Genomic DNA, 25,286 nt, shown 5'->3' with positions numbered 1-25,286 from the left:
TAAACTCAATAAAATGTCAAATACTCATAGGTGTATTTTTACCACAAAATTTACCACAGATTTGCGGTATTATTTACATATCTTAGATTATTAAAAATGACAAAACAGCTATTTAATGCGTATTGTATGATTTTTTTGTTCCTTAAATTGTTATGGAATTTCAGATGGGGAGTGGCAAATATACGAAGAAAATTAACTATTTATAGTGGTTTTATTTTATTAGAGAGTCTCGTTAGTTTTAGTGTTGTATGTGTGGTAGCAGGGATATTCTCCCTGACTATTACACAATTAATTCAGCAAAATTATCAACGGGAGCAACAATTAACGCGTACTCGTCTAGGATACGAAGCAATTTTATTTTTAGAGCAGACGGGTGATTTACGTTTCAAAGAGCGGATATATCAAGGAGAAACTTACCGATTTTCTTTGATGGAGAACGAGGGAAGAAGGATACTAAAAGTCACAGATTCAAGAGGAGCGATTTTGATTGGTGAATAAAAAATATGCGGGTTTTACGATGTTAGAGTGTTTAGTGGCACTAGTCGTTTTAAGTTGTATGTGTCAATTGTTTCAGTTGATGATTCAACAAAGTTTTATCGGAAATCAATATTTGAAAAACAATGATTCGAAATCCTGGCATATATTTTTAATTCAATTAGAAAAAGAATGTCAAAAGCTTGTTTTCCAAACAGGCTCTGCTCAAGAGATTTCTTTCCTCGACTCAGAAACAAACAAGACTATTTCAATTCAAATCAAAGAAGATAAAATTATTAAGCGAGTCAATGGTAAAGGCTATCAACCGCTGTTAATTGGTATCAAAAATGGCCAGTTTAAAAATGAAGGACAATCGTTTACTTTGGAAGTTACTTTTACTTCTGGAAAAACATTTGATAGTTTTTTTCCGATAAAGGGAGAATTTTAATGAAGCAAAAATATTCAGGAAACTTATTGTTCACGGCCATGGCCTTTGTTTATTTGATGAGTTTTCTCGCCCTTCAGTTACTAGAAGAACGTCAGTTAACACAAAAATTTACGCAAGCTACCCAGGAATACTATGCAGGGAAAAGTATCCTTCATTTATTTCTTGCAGATGTTAAACAAAATAGACGAAAGTTAAAAACAGAAGAAAAGCTCATGTACGAGCAAGTAACCCTCGATTATACATACAAAAATGAACAATTAAGAATAACTGTTTTATTAAACAAATCTGGTCGAAAATACCAATATCAAGAGAAAGTTTCTCATCAAAAAAAAGCGGAAACAATGCTGGAATAGCGTTGTTTTTCTACAAATTATTAGATTTTAGAAGAAAGACAGTAAAGGCATTGATTATTCTTTCTTTTTTCGTTAAAATAAAACAGGTATGGAAGTTGTTACATTTTGAATAGAATAGAGGTGCTAATTTGTTCCCAGAAAAAATTGAAGAGGCTTTCGAGCCAATGGAACAAGCAATCCAGTTATTGCAACAGTCATTGGATACTTCTTTTTTAGATGCGTATATTGAAAATGGTGAAAATATTTTAGATGATTTTCAAGTACGAGTACTTGACGGAGTACCTAATCCAGAGACAGTGAAACAATTAGAAACGCTGTATCATACGATTAAAAATATTGATTTAGCTCCTGAAGATGTGCGACGCTTGTCCCAATTACTTTTGTTAAAAGGAACGAGAAAAGAGCAGCTTCAAGCAAATCATCAATTGACGCCAGACGGTATTGGCTTTTTGTTTGTTTATTTAGTAGAACAATTAACAAATAAATCAGAGACATTAAAAATTTTAGATCCTGCTTCAGGAATGGGAAATTTACTGTTAACGGTTCTGCTGAACCTTGAAACAGCTGGTTACAAAGTTTCTGGTTATGGTGTGGATATCGATGAAACACTTTTGGCAGTATCTTCTGTGAACAATGCTTGGTCACAAGCTAATATTCAGTTGTTCCATCAAGACGGATTGCAAGATTTGTTATTGGATCCAGTTGATTTAGCATTAAGTGACTTACCGATTGGCTATTATCCAAATGATGAGCGAGCAAAGGGATTTGCTGCTGCTGCTGAGGAAGGCCATAGTTATGCGCATCATTTATTAATGGAGCAAGCTATGAAATACGTGAAGCCAGCAGGGTTTGGCTTATTCTTAATCCCGACCAATATTTTAGAGACTGAGCAAAGTGAATTCTTTAAAAATTGGTTGACAAAAAATGTCTATTTACAAGGAATGATACAGTTACCTGATGAATTGTTTAAGTCAGAACAATCACGTAAAAGTATCTTGCTTGTTCAAAACAAGGGTGCAGATGCTGAGCAAGTGAAGGAAGTTTTGTTAGCAAAACTTGCCTCTTTGAAAGATATCAATAAAGTAACGAAGTTCTTTAAACAATTTGAAGCTTGGAAAGCTTCAAATTTAAAATAAAATAGTAACGAAGAGGAGAAAATTATGTCTAAAACAATTGCAATTAATGCAGGTAGTTCAAGTTTAAAATGGCAATTATACCAAATGCCAAATGAAGAAGTGATCGCTAAAGGAATCGTTGAACGTATTGGCTTAAAAGATTCTATCTTCACAATTAAATATGGTGAAGGACAAAAATATGAAGTAATTGTTGATATTGATAACCATGAAGTGGCAGTAAAAATGTTACTAGACCAATTAATCGACTTAAACATTTTAGGTTCTTATGATGAAATTACTGGTGTTGGTCACCGTGTAGTTGCTGGTGGAGAAGAATTTAAAGATTCTGTTGTTATTACAGACGAAGTATTAGAAAAAATTGAAGCTTTATCTGAATTAGCACCTTTACACAACCCAGCGAATGCAATGGGAATTAAAGCATTTAAACATATCTTACCAGAAATCATTAGCGTGGCAGTCTTTGATACGTCGTTCCACACAACAATGCCAGAACACAACTATTTATATAGTGTACCGCGTGAATATTATGAAAAATTTGCTGCACGTAAATATGGGGCACATGGAACAAGTCATCGTTATGTCTCTCAACGTGCTGCAGAAATGCTAGGTCGTCCAATTGAAGACTTGAAAATTATCACTTGTCACTTAGGAAATGGTGCTTCAATCACTGCAGTTGATGGTGGAAAATCAGTCGATACATCGATGGGCTTCACTCCTCTTGCTGGTGTTACAATGGGGACTCGTTCAGGGGATGTTGATGCGTCACTATTGCCTTATTTAATGACAAAACTTGGCTTGACTGATGTACAAGACATGGTTGATATTTTAAACAAAAAATCTGGTTTATTAGGTTTAACAAATGGTTTATCAAGCGACATGCGCGATATTCAATCAAATCTAGATAAACCTGAAGTTCAAACAGCATACAACATTTTTATCGATCGTATTCGTAAATACATTGGTAGCTATGTCACTGTTATGAATGGCGTTGATGCGATTGTCTTTACTGCTGGAATCGGTGAAAATGCAGTTGGCGTTCGTAAAGATATTATTGATGGCATGACTTGGTTTGGTTGTGAAATCGATGATGACAAAAATAATGTACACGGTGAAGAAGCAGTTATCTCAACTGATGATTCAAAAATCAAGCTTATGTTAGTACCAACTGATGAAGAGTTAATGATTGCCCGTGACGTAGAACGTCTAAAATAATTAAACGAACACATCTTGTGAGATGCTCTCACAAGGTGTGCTTAATAGGTAAATAAGAAAAAACTGAGCCAACTATCAAAAGTGATAGTTGGCTCAGTTTCTTTTTATTTTTCTTCATTTTTTGGTAATTTGTTGTCTAAATCCGTCCGTACAACGAGAACATCGCAGCTAGCGTTACGGATAACTGATTCAGAGACAGAGCCAATAAATAAACGCTCAACGGCATTTAATCCAGTTGCTCCTAACATAATTAAATCAATGTTGTATTCTTTTGGTAATTCTTTGGCAATAATGTTCTTAGGAGAACCATAGGCTAGAACGCTAGAGACTTTTGTTTGTCCCATATCCACCGCTTGTTGTTGGTAGGTGTCTAAGGTTTCTTTTGCCATTGACATTGCTTCTTCTGCTAGCGCACCATCAAAAGAGGACACTGATTGGAAAGAGCGCGTATCAACAACATGTGCTAATAGTAATTCAGCATCGTTTCGTTTAGCGACGTTGACCGCTTTTTTAAAGGCTAAGTCTGCTTCGTCAGAACCATCGATTGCTATCATAATTTTTTGATATTGTTGTAACATAATAACCGCTCCTTTCAGCGTAAAAAAAATCATTAATTGTTTCTATAATAATTGTAAAACAAATAAAGAAAAAAAGAAACTGAAACCGCTTCTTTTTTTCTGAATATTGGCATTTTTTTGTAAAAAAAGAGGTCGGGATAGAAGCGTTTAACTCCGAGAAATAAGAAGGGATTTCCGAAAATTGTTCTTTAATTTTTGGAGAATTCCGGCTTATTTCCGAAGGAGTTGCTTCTGTTCCCGCCGTTTATCAGTTTTTGAGCGTGGAGCAAAAATCCAAAGTGATTTTTGTCCCACGCTCTTTAAATTCATCGTCTTTTATGACATTTTTTTTGCAAAAGTTAAACTAAACAACGTTGAAAGTAATAAAACAAAAAAGATAAAACCAATTGACAATAACGGGCGATTAAAAATAGCCGCTAGAACACCTAGAATGGCGATAATCAAGTAATAACGCCCAAAACGTTCGATAAACTGTTGACTTTCTGTTGCAGTTTCTTTTTTTAAGAGTGGTAAAAAAGCTGCACTTTTCTTCATCAAATAATAACTGGCTACGCCTGTGACAACGGCGAGTAATAGTACGAGTATACGAATCATCTTGTCCTCCAAAAAAAAACAACTTGCCAGAGCAAATTGTTTAGAAATCTTCATAAAAATGGTAAAATCCGTCGATGCCGGTAATCGTCCTAGAGTATTGAACCCGCAAGATAAGCAGGTGGGTTCCTCGATCGCAGTATTGAACTACCAAAAGAAAAGGCATGTTACCAACTTTGATACAAGCAGGATCCCTAGATATCAATAAAAATGTTCGGTCAACACAGTGAAAGGACAACGCGTACATCACAGATTTACCATCTTTATAATAGCATACTCTCTCAAAATCGGCAACGAGATTGTTTCTTTTTTTGAAAGCGTATTATTTTGTTATTTTTTCTGTTTCCATTCTTGGATACGCTTGAGTTGCTGATGTAAGGCTTGTTCATATTTACCAATATCAATCGGCTCGTAATAACGTGCCTCTTTTAATTTGTCAGGTAAGTATTGCTGATTGACCCAACCGTTTTCAAAATTATGTGGGTATTGATAACCAATACCACGGTTTAATTCTTTGGCTCCAGCATAGTGGGCATCACGCAAATGATCAGGAACGTCTCCCACAGAGCCTTGTCGAATATCTGCCAAAGCAGCATCAATCGCTGTGACTGCAGAATTTGATTTTGGCGATAAACATAAATCAATGACGACACTAGCTAGAGGAATCCTAGCTTCTGGAAACCCTAGCTTTTCGGCGGCTTGAACAGCGGTGACTGTCCGAGCGGCGGCCGCAGGATTCCCAAGACCGATATCCTCGTAAGCAATGACCATTAAACGACGACAAATAATCGGTAAATCACCTGCTTCAACTAAGCGACCCAAATAATGAAGTGCAGCATCTACATCGCTTCCTCGGATCGACTTTTGGAAAGCGGAAATCACGTCATAATGGGCATCGCCATCTTTATCATGGGTTATGGCTTTTCGTTGCACGCACTCTTCAATAATCGGTAAGGTGATCTTAATTTCGCCTTGTTCATTTTTGGGTGTTGATTTAACAGCTAATTCTAGTCCATTTAGCGCACTACGTAAGTCACCGTTCGTTGCGCGTGTCAAATGTTGTAATGCTTTTTCTTCTAAGTGGACGGGATAATCGCCTAAGCCACGTGTGCTATCGGTTAAGGCTTCTTGAATCGCTTGCTGAATGTCTGTTTCTGTTAAAGGCTTTACTTCAAAAATTTGCGTGCGACTACGAATCGCAGGATTAATTGTGATATATGGATTTTCGGTAGTGGCTCCAATCATAATAATTCGTCCGTTTTCTAAATGAGGGAGCAAAAAATCTTGTTTTGTTTTATCTAATCGGTGAATTTCATCAAGCAGTAAAATCACTGTGCCACTCATTTTGGCTTCTTCAGCAACGATTTGTAAATCTTTTTTAGTGTCTGTGGCCGCGTTCAACATGCGAAAGGCATAATTTGTTGAACCAGCGATTGCGCTGGCAATACTGGTTTTTCCAGTGCCAGGCGGCCCATAAAGAATCATCGATGAAAGCATTTTGGCTTCGACCATCCGACGAATAATTTTACCAGGGCCGACTAAATGTTGTTGACCAACCACTTCGTCTAAGTGACGAGGTCGCATTCGATAGGCTAAAGGTTGTTGCATAAAAGGACCTCCTTTTTCATAATCATCTTATTATAACATAAAGAACGTACATTCGCTTTTTGGTGGTTTTTTGGGTTTTAGATGGATATAGCGGAAGGTTTCGTGTATGATAGGGAGTGGTGAAAGAAATGAAAGAAACGATAAATATCTTTAACACAAAAACAACTGAAGAAGTGGCACAATATTTGTTAGGGATGTATTTAGAGAACGAAACAGCAACAGGCGTTTTAGGTGGGTACATTGTGGATGCAGAAGCTTATTTAGGTCCTGATGATGAGGCGGCCCATAGCTTTGGCTTGAGAAAAACGCCACGCTTACAAGCCATGTATGACAAACCAGGCACGATTTATTTATATACTATGCACACGCATTTAATTTTAAATATGGTGACACAAGAACAAGGCAAACCACAAGGGGTGATGATCCGTGCGATTGAACCTGTTGAAGGTGTTGACAAAATGATTGAAAATCGCCAAGGACGTCAAGGCGTGGAATTGACCAATGGACCAGGTAAATTAGTTGCAGCCTTAGGAATTGATAAGCAATTATATGGGCAGTCGATTTTTTCTAGTTCGTTACGGCTCGTGCCAGAAAAACGAAAATTTCCGAAAAAAATTGAGGCACTACCACGAATTGGGATTCCCAATAAAGGTCGTTGGACAGAGTTGCCTTTAAGATACGTCGTGGCTGGCAATCCATATATTTCTAAACAAAAAAGAACAGCAGTAGACCAAATAGATTTTGGCTGGAAGGATGAAGAAAATGAAAAAAGCAACAATGCTCACATACTTAGAGGAACAACTTGAAAAACACTTAGCAGATTACGAAGTAGGCCTTGATTGGGATCGCAAAAACCATACCATCGAAGTCATTGTTCGTTTATATGCAGAAAACAATGAACAAGTGGCGATTGATGATGTTGACGGTACGCTTTCAGAAGAAGAATTCATTGAATTTGAAGATGGCTTGTTATTTTATAATCCGCAAAAGTCAGTCGTTGATGATGAAGAGTATTTAGTCACAATTCCTTATGAAGGAAAAAAAGGGCTACGCAAAGCAGTTTTAGACGGATTCATTCACTATTTAAAAGTGGTTTTAGATGAAGGGCAAAGTGATTTGTTAGACTTTTTATCAGATGAAACAGCGGAAGTTTTTGAATTGCATTGGGAGCCAGCAGATTTTGAAGCGATGATTAAAAAAGTGGCAGAAACAGAAAAAGAACAATGGATTGCGTATCCAAGTTATTAATTTAGAGGTGAGAACATGAAGTGGACAGAAGTAAAAGTAGAAACGGCTAGCGAAGCAGTTGAAGCAATTTCAAACATTATGATGGAAGCTGGCGCAAGTGGTGTGGCCATTGAAGATGCGTTGGACATTGAAAATTTTGAAAGTGATCTGTATGGGGAAATTTTAGATAAAGAGCAATTCACCCACATTAAAGAAGGGGCGATTGTGATGGCTTATTTTCCTGAAACAACCTTCTTACCAGAAATTTTACCATTTATGAAAGAAAATATTTTACGCTTGCCTGAGTACGGCTTATCCATTGGTAAAAACGAAATGACAATTAGTGAAGTAGCAGAAAGCGACTGGGCAACTGCTTGGAAAAAATATTATCATCCTGTCCGTGTCACACGATTCTTAACGATTGTGCCAAGTTGGGAAGCCTATCACGCACAAGATGAAGCAGAAAAAATTATCACATTGGATCCGGGCATGGCTTTCGGTACAGGCACGCATCCAACAACTCGTTTAACCTTGCAAGCTTTAGAAACTGTTTTACGTGGTGGCGAAACAGTTCTAGATGTAGGAACGGGTTCTGGTGTTTTGAGTATTGCCAGTCGCTATTTAGGGGCTAAAGACGTCTACGCATATGATTTAGATGAAGTAGCAGTTGCAGCGGCAAAAGAAAATATGGATTTAAATCCCATTGCGGCCGATGTTCGTGTGTCAGCCAATGATTTACTAAAAGGGATTGACCATTCTGCTGATGTAATCGTCGCAAATATTTTGGCAGATATTATTGTGTTAATGATTGAAGATGCTTGGCGTTTGCTAAAACAAGACGGTACCTTCATTATTTCTGGAATTATTGAAGATAAAAAAGCAATGGTTTTAGAAGCACTAACGAAAGTCGGGTTTGTGGTGGACCAACTCTTTAATCAAGGCGATTGGTATGCGATTATCTTGAAGAAACCAGAGGAAGAGTAAAATGCAACGGTATTTCATGAAAGAAGATTATCAAGAAAAAGATTTGTATAAAGTCGCAGATGAAAACTATCATCATATTGTGCGAGTTATGCGAATGACGCCGAATGATCGTTGTTATTTAGTATTTCAAAATAAAACTGCCATTTTAGCTGAGATTGTGGAAATTGATTCAACATCTGTTTACTTTAAAGAAATTAGTAAAGAAGAAATGGACAAAGAATTGCCAATTGAAGTGACGATTGCGTGTGGGTTACCAAAAGGGGACAAGTTAGAATGGATTGTTCAAAAAGGCACGGAGCTAGGTGGCAATCAGTTTATCGGCTTTCCTGCGAAAACTTCCGTTGTCAAATGGGACCACAAAAAAAGAGCAGCCAAAGAAAAAAGATTACAAAAAATTGCCACAGAAGCGGCGGAGCAATCGCATCGGCAGCAGACACCAAGTGTTTTTTTGGTGGAAAAAACACAAGAAATCATTGCGCAATTTGACTCATATGACACAGTCTTGGTTGCGTATGAAGAATCAGCAAAACAAGGAGAAAAAAGTCAATTAGCACAAGTATTATCCACTTGCCAGCCAGGCGCACGTTTGTGTGTGCTCTTTGGACCTGAAGGTGGCTTTGCACCGCAAGAAATTGAACAATTTCTGCAGGCTGGGGCGAAACTTTGCGGGTTGGGTCCGAGAATTTTACGAGCAGAAACAGCACCGTTGTATCTTTTAAGTGCGGTTAGCTACCAAATGGAACTTTTAAATTAAACGAAAGCCCGCCTGTAAAATTCTTGTAAGCATTCTCTTTGAATAAACAGAGAGTAAAAAAGCGACAGTGATTGAAATTTAAGGGAAATTTAGTATAATAGAGTTGTTGAAAGTGCTACTGTTTCAAGTGGTACTTTTCTTTTTTATTAAAATAGATAAAACGTGAACGAAGTGTTCTTTATCCAAAGGTCACCTTCATAGAGGAGTGAATACCATGCCAAAAGAAGAAATACTGACAGGCCCAGCGGTCATCAAAATTGTAAGTACCTATATGGGACCAGAACATGTTGAGTTGGTTCAAAAAGCATTAACTTATGCTGAAAAAGCACACGAAGGTCAAGTCCGACAATCAGGTGAACCTTACATCATCCATCCGATTCAAGTGGCAGGCATTCTGGCTGAATTACATATGGATCCCCATACTGTAGCAACAGGATTTTTACATGATGTTGTCGAAGATACGGACGTAACACTGGACGATTTAAAAGAAGAATTTGGCGAAGACATCGCAATGTTAGTCGATGGCGTAACGAAACTAGGAAAAATTAAATATAAATCTCATGAAGAACAATTAGCTGAAAATCATCGGAAAATGTTATTGGCAATGGCGCAAGATTTACGGGTTATTATGGTGAAACTAGCCGATCGTTTGCACAATATGCGCACATTAAAACATTTACGTGAAGATAAGCAACGACGGATTGCACAAGAAACTTTAGAAATTTATGCGCCTTTAGCACATCGCTTAGGGATTAGTCGAATTAAATGGGAATTAGAAGATACGGCCTTACGTTATATTAACCCCAACCAATACTATCGAATTGTTAATTTGATGCAAAGCAAACGCGATGAACGTGAAGCTTATGTGGCAGAAGCAGTCGAAGATATTCGTTTAGCTACGGAAGATTTAGAAATTTACGCAGAAATATATGGTCGACCAAAACATATTTATTCAATCTATCGTAAAATGAAGGACCAAAAGAAACAGTTTAATGAAATCTATGACTTATTAGCCATTCGTGTTATCGTCGATTCCATTAAAGATTGCTATGCCGTGTTAGGGGCGATTCATACACGTTGGACACCAATGCCAGGTCGCTTTAAAGATTATATTGCTATGCCAAAAGCGAATATGTATCAATCTATCCATACGACAGTTATTGGACCAAAAGGGAATCCAGTAGAGGTCCAAATTCGGACCCATGAGATGCACCAAATCGCCGAATTTGGGGTGGCGGCTCACTGGGCCTATAAAGAAGGCAAAGCGGAAAAAATTGAAACAGATGAACTGACGAAGCAAGTCGATTGGTTCCATGAAATTATTGAATTACAAGATGAAAGCTATGATGCTTCTGAATTTATGCAAGGTGTTAAAGAAGACATTTTTAGTGACAAAGTCTATGTCTTTACGCCAAGTGGAGATGTAACCGAACTGCCAAAAGGCTCCGGACCACTAGATTTTGCCTACAGCATTCATACTGAAATTGGAAATAAAACAACCGGTGCGAAGGTCAACGGCAAAATGGTACAGTTAGACTATGTCCTAAAAAATGGGGATATTATTGAAGTCTTAACATCACCGAATTCTTTCGGACCTAGTCGCGACTGGCTGAAAATGGTTAAAACAAGTAAAGCCAAAAATAAAATCAAACGTTTCTTTAAAGAACAAGACCGTGAAGATAACATTATTAAAGGGCATGATGCTGTCATTAAATACATGACAGAAATCGGCTTTACACCGAAAGAATTTTTAACGAAGAATAAAATGGCGGAAGTGCTAGATAAATTTAAATTTCAAACGGAAGATGATTTATTTGCGGCAGTAGGTTATGGCGAAGTAAGTGCGCAAGTAGTGTGCAATCGTTTAACAGAAAAAGAACGCCGCGAACAAGAGTTGGAACGCCAACGTCAAGAAGCAGAAGAGTTGTTAAATCAGCCAGCTAAAAAAGAATCAGAAAAAATGAAAGTTCGTCATGAAGGCGGCATCGTGATTCAAGGGGTGGACAACCTATTGATTCGTTTAAGCCGCTGTTGTAATCCAGTGCCTGGTGATGAAATCGTTGGTTACATTACCAAAGGACGGGGCGTTTCAATTCATCGTGCGGACTGTCCTAACGTACAACATCAAGAAGAACTAGCACAACGTCTAATTGAAGTTGAGTGGGAAGATACCGAGCACAGTCGCAAAGAATACGCTGCCGATTTGGAGATTTACGGCTATGATCGTAGTGGCTTACTAAGTGATGTTTTACAAGTCATTAGTTCGATGACAAAAAATTTAGTCGGCGTTGAAGCTCGTCCATCCAAAGATAAGATGGCCCAGATTCATGTCACTGTGAAAATTCAAAACCTTTCTCATTTAAAAACCATCGTTGACAAAATTAAAAGTGTACCAGATGTTTATAGTGTTCGTCGAACCAATGGGTAAGTGTTAAAAGTGAGGCAAAAAAGATGAAAGTAGTTATTCAAAAAGTCAGTCAAGCACAAGTTGCGATAGAAGAGCAGATAGTGGGACAAATCAAACAAGGCTTCATGGTGCTGGTGGGCATTCATCAAGAAGACACGCCAGAAGATGTGGCTTATGTTGTTGGCAAAATCAGTAAATTACGTGTTTTTGAAGATGACGAAGGAAAAATGAATCGCAGCATTCAAGAGATTGAAGGATCAATTCTGAGTATCTCTCAATTTACCCTCTATGCAAAAACTAAAAAAGGCAATCGTCCCAGTTTTATTGAAGCGGCTCGTCCAGATGTGGCGATTCCTTTGTATGAATTATTTAATCAACAATTAGAAGCAGAAGGAATAGCGGTAGCCACAGGAGAATTTGGCGCGGATATGCAAGTGTCGTTGACCAATGATGGTCCAGTGACCATTGTGATTGATACACGAGAAAAATAATTGATTTTCCTGTCGGAACCCCTTGACTTTCTAAGAGAACTTTAGTAGTTTATAGATAATATTAAAAATCTACGAAGGAACGAGTAAGTTTCATCTGTCTGCGAAGAGAGAGTTGCCGTGGCTGAGAGCAACTTCAACAGTGAAAGTGAAAGACATTCTGGAGATGGACGGAAGAAAAGCCGTCCCGTTACGAGCGTTAATCGTTGAGGAAAGAGTAAAATCTTTCAAAACTAGGTGGTACCGTGTAAAAGAGACTTTTACGCCCTTGTATGTTCAACATACAAGGGCTTTTTTCATTTTTAGAAAAAAGAAAATGGCGCACACATTTTTGTGGAATGATAGAAGGAGAGAAAGACAATGAGTTATCAAAAACCAAAAGGAACAAACGATATTTTGCCAGGAACTTCTGAAAAATGGCAATTTGTGGAAGAAACAGCTCGTTTGATTTTTAAAGATTATCAATACCAAGAAATCAGAACCCCGATTTTTGAACATTATGAAGTGATATCTCGCAGTGTTGGCGATACTACAGATATTGTTTCAAAAGAAATGTATGATTTTTATGATAAAGGAGACCGTCACGTGACGCTACGTCCTGAGGGGACAGCGCCAATTGTTCGGGCCTTCGTTGAAAATAAATTATATGGTCCGGAATATACGAAACCATATAAAACCTATTACATGGGGCCAATGTTCCGCTATGAACGCCCACAAGCTGGTCGTTTGCGTCAATTCCATCAAATTGGTGTGGAAGCATTTGGTAGTGAAAACCCAGCATTGGATGTTGAAATTATGGCTATGGCTTTGGACTTCTTCAAACAATTAGGCATCCAACAAATCAAATTAGTTATTAATTCCTTGGGGGATAAAGAAACACGTGCTACGTACCGTCAAGCATTAATCGATTATTTAGAGCCCCATATGGCAGAATTAAGCGAGGATTCACAACGTCGCTTACACGAAAATCCATTGCGGGTGTTAGACAGCAAAGATAAAAAAGACAAGGTGATTGTCGCAGAAGCACCCTCCATTTTAGATTATTTAAATGAACCATCTAAAGCACATTTTGAAGCAGTAACTGATATGTTAGATTTACTAGAAATTCCTTATGAAATTGATAGTAATATGGTTCGCGGACTGGATTATTACACACACACAATTTTTGAGATTATGAGTGAAGCGCCTAAAATGGGTGCGCAATCAACTATTTGTGCAGGAGGCCGATACAATGGTTTAGTTGAAGAATTAGGCGGCCCAGACACACCAGGTTTTGGTTTTGGTATGGGCATTGAGCGAGTGTTGTTAACAATGGAAGCTGAAGAAGTTGTGATTCCAGCGTTATCTGAATTAGACGCATATGTGGTTGGCATTGGTTCAGAAACCAACGTCGCAGCTTTGCAACTTGTTCAAAGCATTCGTAACTTTGGTTTCTCAGCTGATCGTGATTACATGAATCGCAAACCAAAAGCGCAATTTAAAACGGCCGATAAATTACAAGCAAAATTAGTTTTAACAATCGGTGAAAATGAATTGAATGAAGGCATTGTCAACGTAAAATCAATGGCAACACGCGAAGAAAAATCTTTCCCGTTAAGTGCTATTCATGATTCATTTGATGAAGTGTATGACGAAATGATGACAAAAATGATTGAAGAATAAAAAGGAGAGATTGAGAAATGGCAAAACGCACAACCTATTGCGGCAATGTATCTGCCGAATTTATTGAAAAAGAAGTTGTATTAAAAGGATGGGTTCAAAAACGTCGTGACTTAGGAGGCGTTATCTTTATTGATTTACGTGACCGTGAAGGAATCGTCCAAGTGGTCTTTAACCCAGAAAAGTCAAAAGAAGCATGGGAAATTGCTGATAAATGTCGTAGTGAATACGTCATCGAAGTTAAAGGTCAAGTCGTTTATCGTGATAAAGAAGCGATTAATCCAAAAATGAAAACTGGCGAGTTTGAAGTGATGGCGACTGACATTACGATTTTAAATACTGCGAAAACAACGCCATTTACCATTGAAGATGACAATAACGTTAATGACGAATTGCGCATGAAATATCGTTATTTAGATTTGCGTCGTCCATCAATGACAAACAACATTAAATTACGTCACCAAGTAACGAAAACAATCCGTCACTATTTAGATAATCATGACTTTTTAGACATTGAAACTCCTTATTTAGGCAAATCAACACCAGAAGGCGCTCGCGATTATTTGGTTCCTTCTCGTGTCCATGCCGGTCATTTTTATGCTTTACCACAATCACCACAACTCTTTAAACAATTATTAATGGGGGCAGGCTTCGATCGCTATTACCAAATCGTTCGTTGTTTCCGTGATGAAGATTTACGAGGCGACCGTCAGCCAGAATTTACACAAATCGATATCGAAACGACCTTTTTAACACCAGAAGAAATTCAAACATATACAGAAAATATGTTGGCTGAAGTGATGAAAGAGACAAAAGGAATTGAGATTTCTGTTCCGTTTCCACGAATGAGCTATGACGAAGCAATGGCACGCTATGGTAGCGATAAACCCGACACTCGTTTTGCTATGGAATTAATTGATGTTGCAGATGTAGTGAAAGACGTAGACTTCAAAGTTTTCCAAGCAGCGTTGGAAAATGGTGGACATGTGAAAGCTTTGAATGCAAAAGGCGCCGCAGATAAGTATTCTCGTAAAGATATGGATAACTTAGGGAAGTATGTGAGTCAATTTGGCGCAAAAGGCTTAGCTTGGTTAAAAGTTGAAGAAGATGGCTTAAAAGGACCGATTGCTAAATTCTTAACAGAAGTTAGTGATGAATTAATTGCTGCTACCAATGCAGAAGTCGGTGATATTTTAATGTTTGGTGCCGATAAACCTGAAATCGTAGCCGCTGCTTTAGGTGCGGTACGTACACGTTTAGGTAAAGAATTAGGTTTAATTGATGAATCGAAATTCAATTTCTTGTGGATTGTGGATTGGCCGTTGTTTGAATATGATGAAGAAGCTGGTCGCTATGTTTCTGCTCATCATCCATTTACACAACCAAAAGCAGAGGATGTGGACCGCTTAGCAACAGACCCAGCCTCTGTGTATGCTGAAGCTTACGATGTTGTCTTAAACGGCTACGAATTAGGCGGTGGCTCATTACGGATCCATACACGAGAATTACAAGAAAAAATGTTTGAAACGTTAGGTTTTACAAAAGAAGAAGCACAAGACCAATTTGGTTTCTTGCTAGACGCATTAGATTACGGCTTCCCGCCACATGGAGGGATTGCTTTAGGGCTAGACCGCTTAGCAATGCTATTGGCTGGGGAAGAAAATATTCGTGAAGTGATTGCCTTCCCTAAAAACGGGAAAGCAATTGACCCAATGAACAACGCACCAAGTTTAGTTTCTCCATTACAATTGTTTGAATTAAACATTGATGTAACAGCCATTGACGAATAAGTGTTAAATCCAAAGAAAGAGTGACTTCATTGACGGATGAGGTCACTCTTTTTTTGGAAAGGAAAAAGATAACGAAAGACTTAAAAAGTGGCTGAGCTAAAAATCTGCCAATTGGCTGTTTTTTCTTTTTAGAAAACTTTGTATGATAACTGAGTGTATAAAGGAGCGAAACAAATGACAAAAATAATTTTAACAATTGGCGGTTCCGATCCTTTTTCAGGTGGCGGGATTCAAACAGATTTAAAAACGTTTGAAAATCATCAAGTCTTTGGCTTATCAACTTTAACTTGCCTTGCTACAGCCCCCAAGAATCATTTTCAGATTCATGACCTTGAGACTTCTTTGGTGAAAGAGCAACTCGCTTCCATACCTGCCGGGAGTTTAGACGGCATCAAGATTGGCTTGATTCACAGTGAAGAAAGTATGTTACAAATTGCAACCTTTTTGAAAAAGCACGCAGGTCTGCCGGTGGTGTTGGATCCTGTCTTGGCTTTTAAAGAAACGACTTCAGTTTATGAAAAAAGATACATGCAGTTATTGATTGAAAAACTTTTTCCATTCGCAACGATTGTAACGCCTAATTTAAAAGAAGCAGAATTACTCATTGGCAGAAAATTAACAACCGTCGAAGAAGTCCAACAAGCAGCGGAAGAGTTAAACTCTTTAGGAGCGGCAACGGTGGTGATTAAAGGCGGTAATCGTTGGCTTGGCCAAGAAGCATGTGACTTTTTTTATGATGGACAACAACATATTCAATTGATCAAAGAAAAAGTAATGGCCCACACCATTGATGGCGCTGGTTGTTCCTTTGCCTCTGCAATTGGTGCGAATTTAGTTAAAGGATATCCGTTAATTGAAGCAGTTGATTTAGCAAAAACATACGTTCATGAAGCCATTGTTTCTGGGGTCCAGCTAAATGCAGCTTTTGGAAGTGTGTGGCATGAAGGATTACTAGCAGGAGGTGTGGCGGATAATGACAAGAAAAATTAGTCTATATGCAGTAATTACCGCTTTAACAGTGGCTGTGTCAATGGTCTTTATTATCCCCGTCCCAGCAACAAATGGCTTTGTTACATTGGCGGATGCAGGGATTTACATTGCTAGTTTACTTTTTGGTCCGATTGGTGGCTTGACAGTCGGAGCTTTAAGCGGTGGTTTAATTGATTTATTGTCAGGCTATCCACAATGGTTCGTTTTTTCGTTATTGATTCATGGCGGACAAGGGTGGTTAGCAGGTCACTTCTTTAATAAAAGTAAAAAGATGCAAACGCTAGGATTACTTTTAGCCAGTCTCCTCATGATTAGCGGGTATGCTTTAGCGACTAGCTGGCTTTACGGCGTGGGTGCGGGGATTGCCTCTTTACCAGGGAATATCATTCAATCCTTATTTGGGGTGATTGTAGCATTGCCCCTTAGTCAAACATTAAAACGTGTGTTACCAAAAAATGGTCGTTTAGAAGAAAGAAGGATGAACAAATGACTATCGATGAAAAAATGTTAAAAGAACAGTTAGTGACAATTACAGAAGAAGTCATTACAGCAGGTAATTTAAAAAAAGGGGACCTATTCGTTTTGGGTTGTACCACCAGTGAGGTAGTAGGTGGCGTCATTGGTAAAAATTCCAGTGCCGAAGTAGGACAATGGATTGTCTCAACCTTAATTGAACAATTAGACAAAAAAGGCATCTCTTTGGCTGTCCAAGGATGCGAACATATTAATCGTGCTTTAGCGATTGAACGTCGTGTGGCTGAAGAAAAAGGCTTTGAAATTGTCTCTGTAGTACCGCAATTACATGCTGGCGGTTCTTGTTCAGTGGCTGCCTTTGAAAAATTTGATGAACCTGTGGAAGTGGAGCATATTGTTGCTCAAGCAGGGATTGACATTGGCGATACATCTATCGGTATGCATGTAAAACATGTGCAAGTTCCTCTTCGCTTGAGCATTCGAACGTTAGGTGCGGCCCATGTTACAGCATTATATTCTCGTCCTAAATATATTGGTGGACCAAGAGCCCATTATGAAACAACCCAAGAACGAAATCGTTAAGATTTCGTTCTTTTTTCATTTCTATAAACATTTGATGAATCTTCCGTAATTATTATAGGAATCTCTTTTTTTCTCTCGGTAAACCACGTATAATATGAAAAGAAATGTAATTTATTGAAAACCTGAAACGAGGCTATTATTTATGAAAAAAATTTATGACGGACTGCCAGTTCATGACTATACAACAAAATTTTCCGTGTCGATTGTCTATGCTATTCTTGCATCAATTGCCATGAACTTTTTCTATCAACCAGGAAATATTTATTCCAGTGGCTTAACAGGCTTGGCACAAATTTTAACAACCCTCTCAACAAAAATTGTCGGTTTTAATGTGCCTGTCTCCATTACATTGTATCTGTTAAATGTGCCGTTATTCTTTATTGCGTGGAAGAAAATAGGTAAGAAGTTTACAATTTTTACTTTCATTACCGTGACTTTAACTTCATTATTTATGCATATTGTTCCGCAAACGGTGATGACTCAAGATCCAATTATCTGTGCTATTTTTGGTGGGGCGATTTCTGGATCAGGAATTGGTTTTGTCTTAAAAAACGGGGTTTCTTCTGGGGGTTTAGATATTCTAAGCATTACCATTCGGAAAAAAACGGGGCGTTCCGTTGGCTCGATTTCAATTTATTTTAACGCACTAATTGTCTTCGTTGCAGGTTATTTATTTGGCTGGCAGTACATGTTCTACAGTGCGTTATCAATTTTTGTAAGTGGAAAGGTCACAGATGCTGTTTATACTAAGCAAAAGAAAATGCAAGTTATGATTGTCACTAAAAACCCAGATCGAGTCGTGGATGAGATTCAAAAGAAAATGCGCCGCGGTATTACAATTATTCATGAAGCGGAAGGGGCATATCGCCACGACCGCCAAACTGTTTTGCTAACTATTGTGACACGCTTTGAGTTGCCAAGTTTAGAAGCAGCCATGAAAGAAAGCGATCCGAATGCCTTTGTCAGCATCTCAGATAATGTCAAAATTTTAGGACGTTTTTACGAAGAAGATTACAAATAAAAGGATATGAAGCAACGAGAGAATGGCTGTGTCTATTCTTTCGTTGCTTTTTTTGAAAAATAAGTAAAAAAATGCTTTGTGTGAGGACCTGAAATTCCCATTTAAACAAGAAGTTAATTGAAAGACGTTCGTGAATTCCTTTGCTTTTGGTTTAATTAGATCTAATTATTCGGAAATAAGTAGCTATTGTTTCTCGCAAACGAATGCTTTGTTTGGATTTGAAAGAAAACGATGAAAAAAGAATCATTTTTATTGAAAAGACCCAAAAAAACTGGTACACTAAGTGTGTAATTGATAAGTACTTTTAATACTGTTATGAATAAATAGTAGGAAAAACGAACATCAATTCTATTTTTTTAAAGTTCATAGGTCGTTTTCAGTCTTACTTGGACATATTTCGACCCACAAAAGGAGCGCATCATGTTAAAAGAATTTAAAATGATTGAAGCAGTTGCTCCAGATATGCTCGATGTATTACAAGAAAGATTCCAAATTCTTCGCAATATTTATTGGATGCAACCTATTGGACGTAGAAGTTTATCAGAAACGATGGGAATTACAGAGCGAGTCTTGCGTACAGAAACAGATGTTTTAAAGCAGCTCAACCTGATTGAACCTTCAAAAAGCGGGATGACATTAACAGAACGCGGTTTGGAAGTCTACCAAGGCTTAGAATTAGTCATGAATCAATTGCTTGGTATGCACCAAATCGAAAAAGAAATGACACAGTACTTTGGCATTCAACGTTGTATCGTTGTTGCAGGAGATAGTGATATCCAAAAGAAAGTTCTTTCGGACTTTGGAGATGTCTTAACCAATACGCTGAATTTACTCTTACCAAATGGTGAGAATACAATTGCGGTTATGGGTGGGACAACAATGGCCATGGTGGCCGAAAATATGGGATCACTAGAAACTGAAAAACGTCATAATTTGTTTGTTCCAGCCAGAGGAGGGATTGGTGAAGCAGTTTCTGTCCAAGCCAATTCAATTAGTGCTGTAATGGCCAACAAAACGGGTGGTAACTACCGGGCGTTATATGTCCCAGAACAATTGAGTCGTGAAACGTATAATAGTTTATTACAAGAACCCTCGATTCAAGAAGTTCTTACGTTAATTAGTCATGCCAACTGTGTGGTGCACAGTATTGGTCGAGCGTTGCACATGGCGGCACGCCGAAAAATGTCTGATGACGAAATGGTTATGCTCAAACAAAAAAATGCCGTGGCAGAATCGTTTGGTTATTTCTTTGATGAAGAAGGAAAAGTGGTCTATAAAATTCCACGAATTGGCCTTCAATTAAAAAACTTACAAGAAATTCCCTATGTCGTCGCAATTGCGGGCGGCAAAACGAAAGCCAAAGCCATTCGCGCATATATGAAAAATGCACCAAAACAAACGTGGCTCATCACAGATGAAGCTGCCGCAAACGAGATTTTAAAAGGGGTAACCCTTTAAAATAAAAAATTTTTGATTTTCATAAGGAGGAAATCTTTAATGACAGTTAAAGTAGGTATTAATGGATTTGGACGTATCGGACGCTTAGCTTTCCGTCGTATCCAAGATGTAGAAGGAATCGAAGTAGTTGCAATCAACGACTTAACAGATGCTAAAATGTTAGCACACTTGTTAAAATATGACACAACTCAAGGCCGTTTCAACGGTACAGTTGAAGTTCACGAAGGTTCATTCAACGTTAACGGCAAAGAAATCAAAGTTTTAGCTAACCGTAACCCTGAAGAATTACCATGGGGCGAATTAGGCGTAGACATCGTTTTAGAATGTACTGGTTTCTTTACTTCTAAAGAAGCTGCTGAAAAACATTTAACTGCTGGTGCAAAACGTGTAGTTATTTCAGCTCCTGGTGGTAACGATGTACCAACAATCGTTTACAACACAAACCATGAAACATTAACTGGAGAAGAAACTGTAATTTCAGGCGCTTCTTGTACTACAAACTGCTTAGCTCCAATGGCTAAAGCTTTACATGACAACTTTGGTGTTGTTGAAGGTTTAATGACAACTATCCACGCTTACACAGGTGACCAAATGACATTAGACGGACCACATCCTAAAGGCGACTTCCGTCGTGCGCGCGCTGCTGCTGCAAACATCGTACCTAACTCAACTGGTGCTGCTAAAGCAATCGGCTTAGTAATCCCAGAATTGAACGGTAAATTAGATGGCGCTGCTCAACGTGTTCCTGTAGCTACTGGTTCATTAACTGAATTAGTTACTGTATTAGACAAAGAAGTTACTGTTGATGAAGTGAATGCAGTAATGGAAAAAGCTGCTAACGAATCTTATGGTTATAACACAGACGAAATCGTTTCTTCTGATATCGTAGGTATGACTTACGGTTCATTATTCGATGCAACTCAAACAAAAGTTATGACAGTTGGCGACAAACAATTAGTTAAAACTGTTGCTTGGTATGACAACGAAATGTCATACACTGCTCAATTAGTTCGTACTTTAGAATACTTCGCTAACTTATAAGATTTATTCTTATCATTAGTGAAATTTGAACAATTGTGAAATAATAAGCGGGGAAGCAACGCGCTTCTCCGCTTTCTTTTTTTAAAAAAGAAAAATCCTAAAATTGACAATACAGGAGGTCTACTCATGGCTAAAAAGACAATTAAAGATGTAGATTTAAAAGACAAAAAAGTCCTTGTCCGTGTTGACTTTAACGTTCCGTTAAAAGATGGCGTGATCACAAACGATAATCGTATCGTAGCGGCTTTACCAACAATCAAATACGTGATTGAAAATGGCGGAAAAGCAATTCTTTTCTCTCATTTAGGTCGTGTAAAAACAGAAGAAGACAAAGCTGGCAAATCATTAAAACCAGTGGCTGAACGTTTAAGCGAATTACTAGGTCAACCAGTTACTTTTGTTCCAGAAACACGTGGTAAAGAATTAGAAGACGCTGTTAACAATATGAAAGACGGCGACGTTTTAGTATTTGAAAACACTCGTTTTGAAGATGTTGACGGCAAAAAAGAAAGCGGCAATGACGCTGAATTGGGTAAATACTGGGCTTCTTTAGGCGATGTATTTGTCAATGATGCTTTTGGTACTGCACACCGTGCACATGCCTCAAACGTTGGAATTGCTTCAACTGGTATCCCAACAGTTGCTGGTTTCTTAATGGAAAAAGAAATTAAATTCATCGGCGAAGCTGTTGAAAATCCAAAACGTCCATTCGTAGCAATCTTGGGTGGCGCAAAAGTTTCTGACAAAATCGCTGTCATTGAAAACCTAATTGAAAAAGCCGACAAAATTTTAATCGGTGGCGGTATGGCTTACACATTCATGAAAGCACAAGGCTATAGTGTTGGTTTATCTTTACTTGAAGAAGATAAAGTGGACTTAGCGAAAAGCTTAATGGAAAAAGCTGGCGACAAATTAGTTTTACCGGTTGATACAGTTGTCTCTAAAGAGTTCAGCAATGACGCTCCTTTCCACACGGTTCCTTCAACTGAAATCCCAGATGATGAAGAAGGCTTGGATATCGGTGAAAAAACAATTGAATTATTCGCTAACGAATTACAAGGTGCGAAAACAGTTGTTTGGAATGGTCCAATGGGCGTATTTGAAATGAGTAACTTTGCCAAAGGAACAATTGGTGTTTGTGAAGCGATTGCTAATTTAGAAGACGCAACAACAATCATCGGTGGCGGGGACTCTGCTGCTGCAGCAATTCAATTAGGCTACGAAAACAAATTCTCTCACATCTCAACAGGTGGCGGAGCAAGTTTAGAATTATTAGAAGGCAAAACTTTACCAGGTTTAGCTTCTATTAACGATAAATAATCAGTTTAAAAGACAATATTTTTAAAAAAAGAAAAGGATGTGCTTTTCATGCGCAAACCAATTATCGCTGGTAACTGGAAAATGAACAAAACTTTAAGCGAAGCACAAAGCTTTGCAGAAGCAGTCAAAAATGCTGTTCCATCAAACGACGTTGTTGACGCTGTGATTGGATCTCCAGCATTATTCTTAGCTCCTTTAGCTTGGAACCTAAAAGATTCTGAAGTGAAATTAGCTGCACAAAACTGCTACTGGGAAAACGCTGGTGCCTTCACTGGTGAAAACTCACCAGCTGCAATTGCAGATTTAGGTGTGAACTATGTGATTATCGGACACTCTGAACGTCGCGAATATTTCCACGAAACAGATGAAGATATCAATAAAAAAGCCAAAGCAATCTTTGCAAATGGTATGACACCAATCTTCTGTTGTGGTGAAACTTTAGAAACGTATGAAGCTGGTAAAACAGCGGAATGGATCGAAGGTCAAATCACTAACGGCTTAGTTGGTTTATCAAACGAACAAGTTGCTTCAATGGTTATCGCTTACGAACCAATCTGGGCAATCGGAACTGGTAAATCTGCAGATGCTAATATTGCAGATGAAATCTGTGGTGTTGTTCGTTCAACAGTTGAAAAATTATACGGCAAAGAAGTTTCTGAAGCTGTTCGTATTCAATACGGTGGTTCTGTTAAACCAGAAAACATCGCTGAATATATGGCAAAAGAAAACGTTGACGGTGCTTTAGTCGGCGGCGCAAGCTTAGAAGCAGATTCATTCTTAGCTTTATTAGATGCTGTAAAATAAGAAATCACTAACGGTAACGTTTTCTCAATGACTTTTGCAAAAAAATGTTTGCATAGTTTGCGAGAATTAACTACAATCATACATGAGGGAATCCCCTTAGTATAAATACAAACTCAAAGGAGAGACAAAACATGTCAATTATTACTGATATTTACGCACGCGAAGTCTTAGACTCACGCGGTAACCCAACAATCGAAGTAGAAGTTTACACTGAAAGCGGAGCTTTCGGCCGTGGAATGGTTCCTTCAGGAGCTTCAACTGGTGAATACGAAGCAGTTGAATTACGTGATGGCGACAAAGCTCGTTACTTAGGTAAAGGTGTTACTAAAGCTGTAGATAACGTAAACAACATCATTGCTGAAGCAATCATCGGTTACGATGTACGCGATCAAATGGCTATCGATAAAGCAATGATCGATTTAGATGGAACTCCTAACAAAGGTAAATTAGGTGCTAACGCTATTCTTGGTGTGTCTATCGCCGTAGCTCGTGCTGCTGCTGATTACCTAGAAGTGCCTTTATATCATTACTTAGGCGGATTCAATACAAAAGTATTACCAACTCCAATGATGAACATCATCAACGGTGGATCACATGCTGACAACAGTATTGACTTCCAAGAATTCATGATCATGCCTGTAGGTGCGCCTACATTCAAAGAAGCTTTACGTATGGGTGCAGAAGTATTCCACGCATTAGCTTCAATCTTAAAAGGTCGCGGCTTAGCTACTTCAGTAGGTGACGAAGGTGGTTTCGCTCCTAACTTAGGTTCAAACGAAGAAGGTTTCGAAGTAATCATCGAAGCTATCGAAAAAGCTGGCTATGTTCCTGGTAAAGACGTTGTTCTTGCTATGGATGCTGCTTCTTCAGAATTCTACGATAAAGAAAAAGGCGTTTACGTTTTAGCTGACTCAGGCGAAGGCGAAAAAACAACTGAAGAAATGATCGCGTTCTACGAAGAATTAGTTTCTAAATACCCAATCATTTCAATCGAAGACGGCTTAGACGAAAACGACTGGGACGGATTCAAAAAATTAACTGAAGTATTAGGCGACAAAGTTCAATTAGTTGGTGACGATTTATTCGTAACAAACACAACTAAATTAGCTGAAGGTATCGAAAAAGGTATCGCTAACTCAATCCTAATCAAAGTTAACCAAATCGGTACTTTAACTGAAACATTTGAAGCAATCGAAATGGCTAAAGAAGCTGGCTACACTGCAGTTGTATCTCACCGTTCTGGTGAAACAGAAGATTCAACAATCTCTGATATCGCTGTTGCAACAAACGCTGGCCAAATCAAAACTGGTTCATTAAGCCGTACTGACCGTATTGCTAAATACAACCAATTATTACGTATTGAAGATCAATTAGGCGATGTAGCTGAATACAAAGGCTTAAAATCTTTCTACAACTTAAAAAACAAATAATTCATTTAATGAATAACGCTTAAAGGGACAATTGGTTAATGAATCAATTCTCCTTATACTCGGACGTAAAAACACGCCTTTCTGCAAAGAAAGGCGTGTTTTTTTATATTTATAAAAATATTGAAAAAAATAGATTGGAAATAATTTCAACCGTACATTGCTCTATAATCACTTGTTTAAAAATAACAAAACATTAACAAAATAACATTATATAAAAAATAATAAAACAAAATAATTGTTATTTTATAATTTTAGTATTGACTGGTTTCAGATAACGCTGTACGCTTAAAGAAATAGTATATAATTTCACAAAAAAATGAAAACACAAATTTAACTTGGAGGATGTTGAGTAGTGAGCAACGGGAAAAAGATTTTTATTAGTCATAGTTCAAAGGATCAAGAATATGTGGATGCGTTTATCCAATTGTTGAAAAAAATGAATAAATGTAAAGCTACT

General features: G+C 38.0%; 26 protein-coding genes, 1 other RNA gene and 1 pseudogene. 24 read left to right on the top strand and 4 right to left on the bottom strand.

What is annotated here, in order from left to right:
* Positions 1 to 126: 126 nt before the first annotated feature.
* The 5 genes from HMPREF2810_RS07475 to HMPREF2810_RS07455 all read left to right on the top strand — a co-directional run bounded on the left by HMPREF2810_RS07475 (position 127) and on the right by HMPREF2810_RS07455 (position 3,623).
* Positions 127 to 498 carry a type II secretion system protein gene (locus HMPREF2810_RS07475; RefSeq protein WP_174129599.1) on the top strand — a complete coding sequence of 124 codons (372 nt, stop codon included), beginning with the start codon at positions 127 to 129 and terminating at the stop codon, positions 496 to 498.
* The gene (comGF, locus tag HMPREF2810_RS07470; RefSeq protein ID WP_002357060.1) at positions 488 to 922 is read left to right on the top strand and encodes a competence type IV pilus minor pilin ComGF; all 435 of its coding nucleotides are present in this window, start codon (positions 488 to 490) and stop codon (positions 920 to 922) included. Before HMPREF2810_RS07475 ends, comGF begins: the two co-directional genes overlap by 11 nt.
* On the top strand, positions 922 to 1,275 hold the full coding sequence (gene comGG, locus HMPREF2810_RS07465) for a competence type IV pilus minor pilin ComGG (RefSeq protein WP_002419693.1): 354 nt from the start codon (positions 922 to 924) through the stop codon (positions 1,273 to 1,275). The genes comGF and comGG overlap by 1 nt, the downstream gene beginning before the upstream one ends.
* A 128-nt stretch (positions 1,276 to 1,403) precedes the next feature.
* Positions 1,404 to 2,411 (top strand): class I SAM-dependent methyltransferase, encoded by a 1,008-nt coding sequence (locus HMPREF2810_RS07460; RefSeq protein WP_002419692.1) that lies wholly within the window; start codon positions 1,404 to 1,406, stop codon positions 2,409 to 2,411.
* A 24-nt stretch (positions 2,412 to 2,435) separates the two neighbouring features.
* The gene (locus HMPREF2810_RS07455; protein WP_002419691.1) at positions 2,436 to 3,623 is read left to right on the top strand and encodes an acetate/propionate family kinase; all 1,188 of its coding nucleotides are present in this window, start codon (positions 2,436 to 2,438) and stop codon (positions 3,621 to 3,623) included.
* 104 nt (positions 3,624 to 3,727) lie between these two features.
* Here the strand turns inward: HMPREF2810_RS07455 and HMPREF2810_RS07450 are convergent, their stop codons facing one another.
* From HMPREF2810_RS07450 to HMPREF2810_RS07430, 4 genes are all read right to left on the bottom strand, one after another.
* On the bottom strand, positions 3,728 to 4,201 hold the full coding sequence (locus HMPREF2810_RS07450; RefSeq protein ID WP_002357065.1) for a universal stress protein: 474 nt from the start codon (positions 4,199 to 4,201) through the stop codon (positions 3,728 to 3,730).
* Positions 4,202 to 4,516: 315 nt separating this feature from the next.
* Entirely contained in the window at positions 4,517 to 4,849 is a 333-nt protein-coding gene (locus HMPREF2810_RS07440) for a hypothetical protein (RefSeq protein WP_002357068.1), read from the bottom strand.
* 7 nt (positions 4,850 to 4,856) lie between these two features.
* Positions 4,857 to 5,050: non-coding RNA, 6S RNA (gene ssrS, locus HMPREF2810_RS07435), on the bottom strand.
* A 72-nt stretch (positions 5,051 to 5,122) separates the two neighbouring features.
* Positions 5,123 to 6,400: a replication-associated recombination protein A gene (locus HMPREF2810_RS07430; protein WP_002419690.1), complete on the bottom strand. Its 1,278-nt coding sequence runs from the start codon at positions 6,398 to 6,400 to the stop codon at positions 5,123 to 5,125.
* Between the two features lie 128 nt (positions 6,401 to 6,528).
* Here HMPREF2810_RS07430 and HMPREF2810_RS07425 point away from each other — a divergent pair, with 128 nt between their 5' ends.
* The 19 genes and pseudogenes from HMPREF2810_RS07425 to HMPREF2810_RS16230 form a co-directional block, all read left to right on the top strand.
* On the top strand, positions 6,529 to 7,206 hold the full coding sequence (locus tag HMPREF2810_RS07425; RefSeq protein ID WP_010715314.1) for a DNA-3-methyladenine glycosylase: 678 nt from the start codon (positions 6,529 to 6,531) through the stop codon (positions 7,204 to 7,206).
* Positions 7,163 to 7,648, top strand: a complete 486-nt coding sequence (locus HMPREF2810_RS07420) for a DUF3013 family protein (RefSeq protein ID WP_010713278.1) — start codon at positions 7,163 to 7,165, stop codon at positions 7,646 to 7,648. Before HMPREF2810_RS07425 ends, HMPREF2810_RS07420 begins: the two co-directional genes overlap by 44 nt.
* Before the next feature lie 15 nt (positions 7,649 to 7,663).
* Positions 7,664 to 8,611 (top strand): 50S ribosomal protein L11 methyltransferase, encoded by a 948-nt coding sequence (gene prmA / locus HMPREF2810_RS07415; protein WP_002419688.1) that lies wholly within the window; start codon positions 7,664 to 7,666, stop codon positions 8,609 to 8,611.
* A gap of 1 nt (position 8,612) precedes the next feature.
* Positions 8,613 to 9,365, top strand: a complete 753-nt coding sequence (locus tag HMPREF2810_RS07410; protein ID WP_010715313.1) for a 16S rRNA (uracil(1498)-N(3))-methyltransferase — start codon at positions 8,613 to 8,615, stop codon at positions 9,363 to 9,365.
* Positions 9,366 to 9,579: 214 nt separating this feature from the next.
* Positions 9,580 to 11,793 carry a RelA/SpoT family protein gene (locus HMPREF2810_RS07405; protein ID WP_002357079.1) on the top strand — a complete coding sequence of 738 codons (2,214 nt, stop codon included), beginning with the start codon at positions 9,580 to 9,582 and terminating at the stop codon, positions 11,791 to 11,793.
* A 23-nt stretch (positions 11,794 to 11,816) separates the two neighbouring features.
* Positions 11,817 to 12,263: a D-aminoacyl-tRNA deacylase gene (gene dtd, locus HMPREF2810_RS07400; RefSeq protein ID WP_010715312.1), complete on the top strand. Its 447-nt coding sequence runs from the start codon at positions 11,817 to 11,819 to the stop codon at positions 12,261 to 12,263.
* A gap of 139 nt (positions 12,264 to 12,402) precedes the next feature.
* A complete protein-coding gene (locus HMPREF2810_RS16050; protein ID WP_002383130.1) occupies positions 12,403 to 12,624 on the top strand; it encodes a hypothetical protein in 222 nt (73 codons plus the stop codon).
* The gene (hisS, locus tag HMPREF2810_RS07390; RefSeq protein WP_002419687.1) at positions 12,621 to 13,922 is read left to right on the top strand and encodes a histidine--tRNA ligase; all 1,302 of its coding nucleotides are present in this window, start codon (positions 12,621 to 12,623) and stop codon (positions 13,920 to 13,922) included. The genes HMPREF2810_RS16050 and hisS overlap by 4 nt, the downstream gene beginning before the upstream one ends.
* 17 nt (positions 13,923 to 13,939) lie before the next feature.
* Positions 13,940 to 15,709, top strand: a complete 1,770-nt coding sequence (gene aspS, locus HMPREF2810_RS07385) for an aspartate--tRNA ligase (RefSeq protein WP_002377079.1) — start codon at positions 13,940 to 13,942, stop codon at positions 15,707 to 15,709.
* A 153-nt stretch (positions 15,710 to 15,862) separates the two neighbouring features.
* Positions 15,863 to 16,699, top strand: a complete 837-nt coding sequence (locus tag HMPREF2810_RS07380) for a bifunctional hydroxymethylpyrimidine kinase/phosphomethylpyrimidine kinase (RefSeq protein ID WP_002419686.1) — start codon at positions 15,863 to 15,865, stop codon at positions 16,697 to 16,699.
* On the top strand, positions 16,683 to 17,189 hold the full coding sequence (locus HMPREF2810_RS07375) for an ECF transporter S component (protein ID WP_002395212.1): 507 nt from the start codon (positions 16,683 to 16,685) through the stop codon (positions 17,187 to 17,189). The genes HMPREF2810_RS07380 and HMPREF2810_RS07375 overlap by 17 nt, the downstream gene beginning before the upstream one ends.
* Positions 17,186 to 17,755: a TIGR01440 family protein gene (locus tag HMPREF2810_RS07370; protein ID WP_002419685.1), complete on the top strand. Its 570-nt coding sequence runs from the start codon at positions 17,186 to 17,188 to the stop codon at positions 17,753 to 17,755. Before HMPREF2810_RS07375 ends, HMPREF2810_RS07370 begins: the two co-directional genes overlap by 4 nt.
* A gap of 142 nt (positions 17,756 to 17,897) precedes the next feature.
* Positions 17,898 to 18,776 (top strand): YitT family protein, encoded by an 879-nt coding sequence (locus tag HMPREF2810_RS07365; RefSeq protein ID WP_002357090.1) that lies wholly within the window; start codon positions 17,898 to 17,900, stop codon positions 18,774 to 18,776.
* Between the two features lie 420 nt (positions 18,777 to 19,196).
* Entirely contained in the window at positions 19,197 to 20,234 is a 1,038-nt protein-coding gene (locus tag HMPREF2810_RS07360) for a sugar-binding transcriptional regulator (RefSeq protein WP_002357092.1), read from the top strand.
* 39 nt (positions 20,235 to 20,273) lie between these two features.
* Positions 20,274 to 21,275, top strand: a complete 1,002-nt coding sequence (gene gap / locus HMPREF2810_RS07355) for a type I glyceraldehyde-3-phosphate dehydrogenase (RefSeq protein ID WP_002357093.1) — start codon at positions 20,274 to 20,276, stop codon at positions 21,273 to 21,275.
* A gap of 126 nt (positions 21,276 to 21,401) precedes the next feature.
* Positions 21,402 to 22,595 carry a phosphoglycerate kinase gene (pgk, locus tag HMPREF2810_RS07350; protein ID WP_002357094.1) on the top strand — a complete coding sequence of 398 codons (1,194 nt, stop codon included), beginning with the start codon at positions 21,402 to 21,404 and terminating at the stop codon, positions 22,593 to 22,595.
* 48 nt (positions 22,596 to 22,643) lie between these two features.
* On the top strand, positions 22,644 to 23,399 hold the full coding sequence (gene tpiA, locus HMPREF2810_RS07345) for a triose-phosphate isomerase (protein ID WP_002362045.1): 756 nt from the start codon (positions 22,644 to 22,646) through the stop codon (positions 23,397 to 23,399).
* Positions 23,400 to 23,530: 131 nt separating this feature from the next.
* On the top strand, positions 23,531 to 24,829 hold the full coding sequence (gene eno / locus HMPREF2810_RS07340; protein ID WP_002357098.1) for a phosphopyruvate hydratase: 1,299 nt from the start codon (positions 23,531 to 23,533) through the stop codon (positions 24,827 to 24,829).
* 352 nt (positions 24,830 to 25,181) lie between these two features.
* Positions 25,182 to 25,265, top strand: a pseudogene (locus HMPREF2810_RS16230) (toll/interleukin-1 receptor domain-containing protein); the annotation flags it as partial.
* Positions 25,266 to 25,286 lie beyond the last annotated feature (21 nt).

The sequence above is a fragment of the Enterococcus sp. HMSC078F03 genome (genome assembly GCF_001811595.1).
Taxonomy (GTDB): domain Bacteria; phylum Bacillota; class Bacilli; order Lactobacillales; family Enterococcaceae; genus Enterococcus; species Enterococcus faecalis.
The sequence above is the reverse complement of the archived record's forward strand: the minus strand, read 5'-3'. Positions and strand labels throughout refer to the sequence as shown.

Bases quoted from the DNA above. Each gene is read 5' to 3' on its own strand.
- HMPREF2810_RS07475 (WP_174129599.1), top strand. From the start codon at position 127: ATGATTTTTTTGTTCCTTAAATTGTTATGGAATTTCAGATGGGGAGTG.
- comGG (WP_002419693.1), top strand. From the start codon at position 922: ATGAAGCAAAAATATTCAGGAAACTTATTGTTCACGGCCATGGCCTTT.
- HMPREF2810_RS07455 (WP_002419691.1), top strand. From the start codon at position 2,436: ATGTCTAAAACAATTGCAATTAATGCAGGTAGTTCAAGTTTAAAATGG.
- HMPREF2810_RS07450 (WP_002357065.1), bottom strand. From the start codon at position 4,201: ATGTTACAACAATATCAAAAAATTATGATAGCAATCGATGGTTCTGAC.
- HMPREF2810_RS07440 (WP_002357068.1), bottom strand. From the start codon at position 4,849: ATGAAGATTTCTAAACAATTTGCTCTGGCAAGTTGTTTTTTTTTGGAG.
- HMPREF2810_RS07430 (WP_002419690.1), bottom strand. From the start codon at position 6,400: ATGCAACAACCTTTAGCCTATCGAATGCGACCTCGTCACTTAGACGAA.
- HMPREF2810_RS07425 (WP_010715314.1), top strand. From the start codon at position 6,529: ATGAAAGAAACGATAAATATCTTTAACACAAAAACAACTGAAGAAGTG.
- HMPREF2810_RS07420 (WP_010713278.1), top strand. From the start codon at position 7,163: ATGAAAAAAGCAACAATGCTCACATACTTAGAGGAACAACTTGAAAAA.
- prmA (WP_002419688.1), top strand. From the start codon at position 7,664: ATGAAGTGGACAGAAGTAAAAGTAGAAACGGCTAGCGAAGCAGTTGAA.
- HMPREF2810_RS07410 (WP_010715313.1), top strand. From the start codon at position 8,613: ATGCAACGGTATTTCATGAAAGAAGATTATCAAGAAAAAGATTTGTAT.
- HMPREF2810_RS07405 (WP_002357079.1), top strand. From the start codon at position 9,580: ATGCCAAAAGAAGAAATACTGACAGGCCCAGCGGTCATCAAAATTGTA.
- dtd (WP_010715312.1), top strand. From the start codon at position 11,817: ATGAAAGTAGTTATTCAAAAAGTCAGTCAAGCACAAGTTGCGATAGAA.
- hisS (WP_002419687.1), top strand. From the start codon at position 12,621: ATGAGTTATCAAAAACCAAAAGGAACAAACGATATTTTGCCAGGAACT.
- aspS (WP_002377079.1), top strand. From the start codon at position 13,940: ATGGCAAAACGCACAACCTATTGCGGCAATGTATCTGCCGAATTTATT.
- HMPREF2810_RS07375 (WP_002395212.1), top strand. From the start codon at position 16,683: ATGACAAGAAAAATTAGTCTATATGCAGTAATTACCGCTTTAACAGTG.
- HMPREF2810_RS07370 (WP_002419685.1), top strand. From the start codon at position 17,186: ATGACTATCGATGAAAAAATGTTAAAAGAACAGTTAGTGACAATTACA.
- HMPREF2810_RS07365 (WP_002357090.1), top strand. From the start codon at position 17,898: ATGAAAAAAATTTATGACGGACTGCCAGTTCATGACTATACAACAAAA.
- HMPREF2810_RS07360 (WP_002357092.1), top strand. From the start codon at position 19,197: ATGTTAAAAGAATTTAAAATGATTGAAGCAGTTGCTCCAGATATGCTC.
- gap (WP_002357093.1), top strand. From the start codon at position 20,274: ATGACAGTTAAAGTAGGTATTAATGGATTTGGACGTATCGGACGCTTA.
- pgk (WP_002357094.1), top strand. From the start codon at position 21,402: ATGGCTAAAAAGACAATTAAAGATGTAGATTTAAAAGACAAAAAAGTC.
- tpiA (WP_002362045.1), top strand. From the start codon at position 22,644: ATGCGCAAACCAATTATCGCTGGTAACTGGAAAATGAACAAAACTTTA.
- eno (WP_002357098.1), top strand. From the start codon at position 23,531: ATGTCAATTATTACTGATATTTACGCACGCGAAGTCTTAGACTCACGC.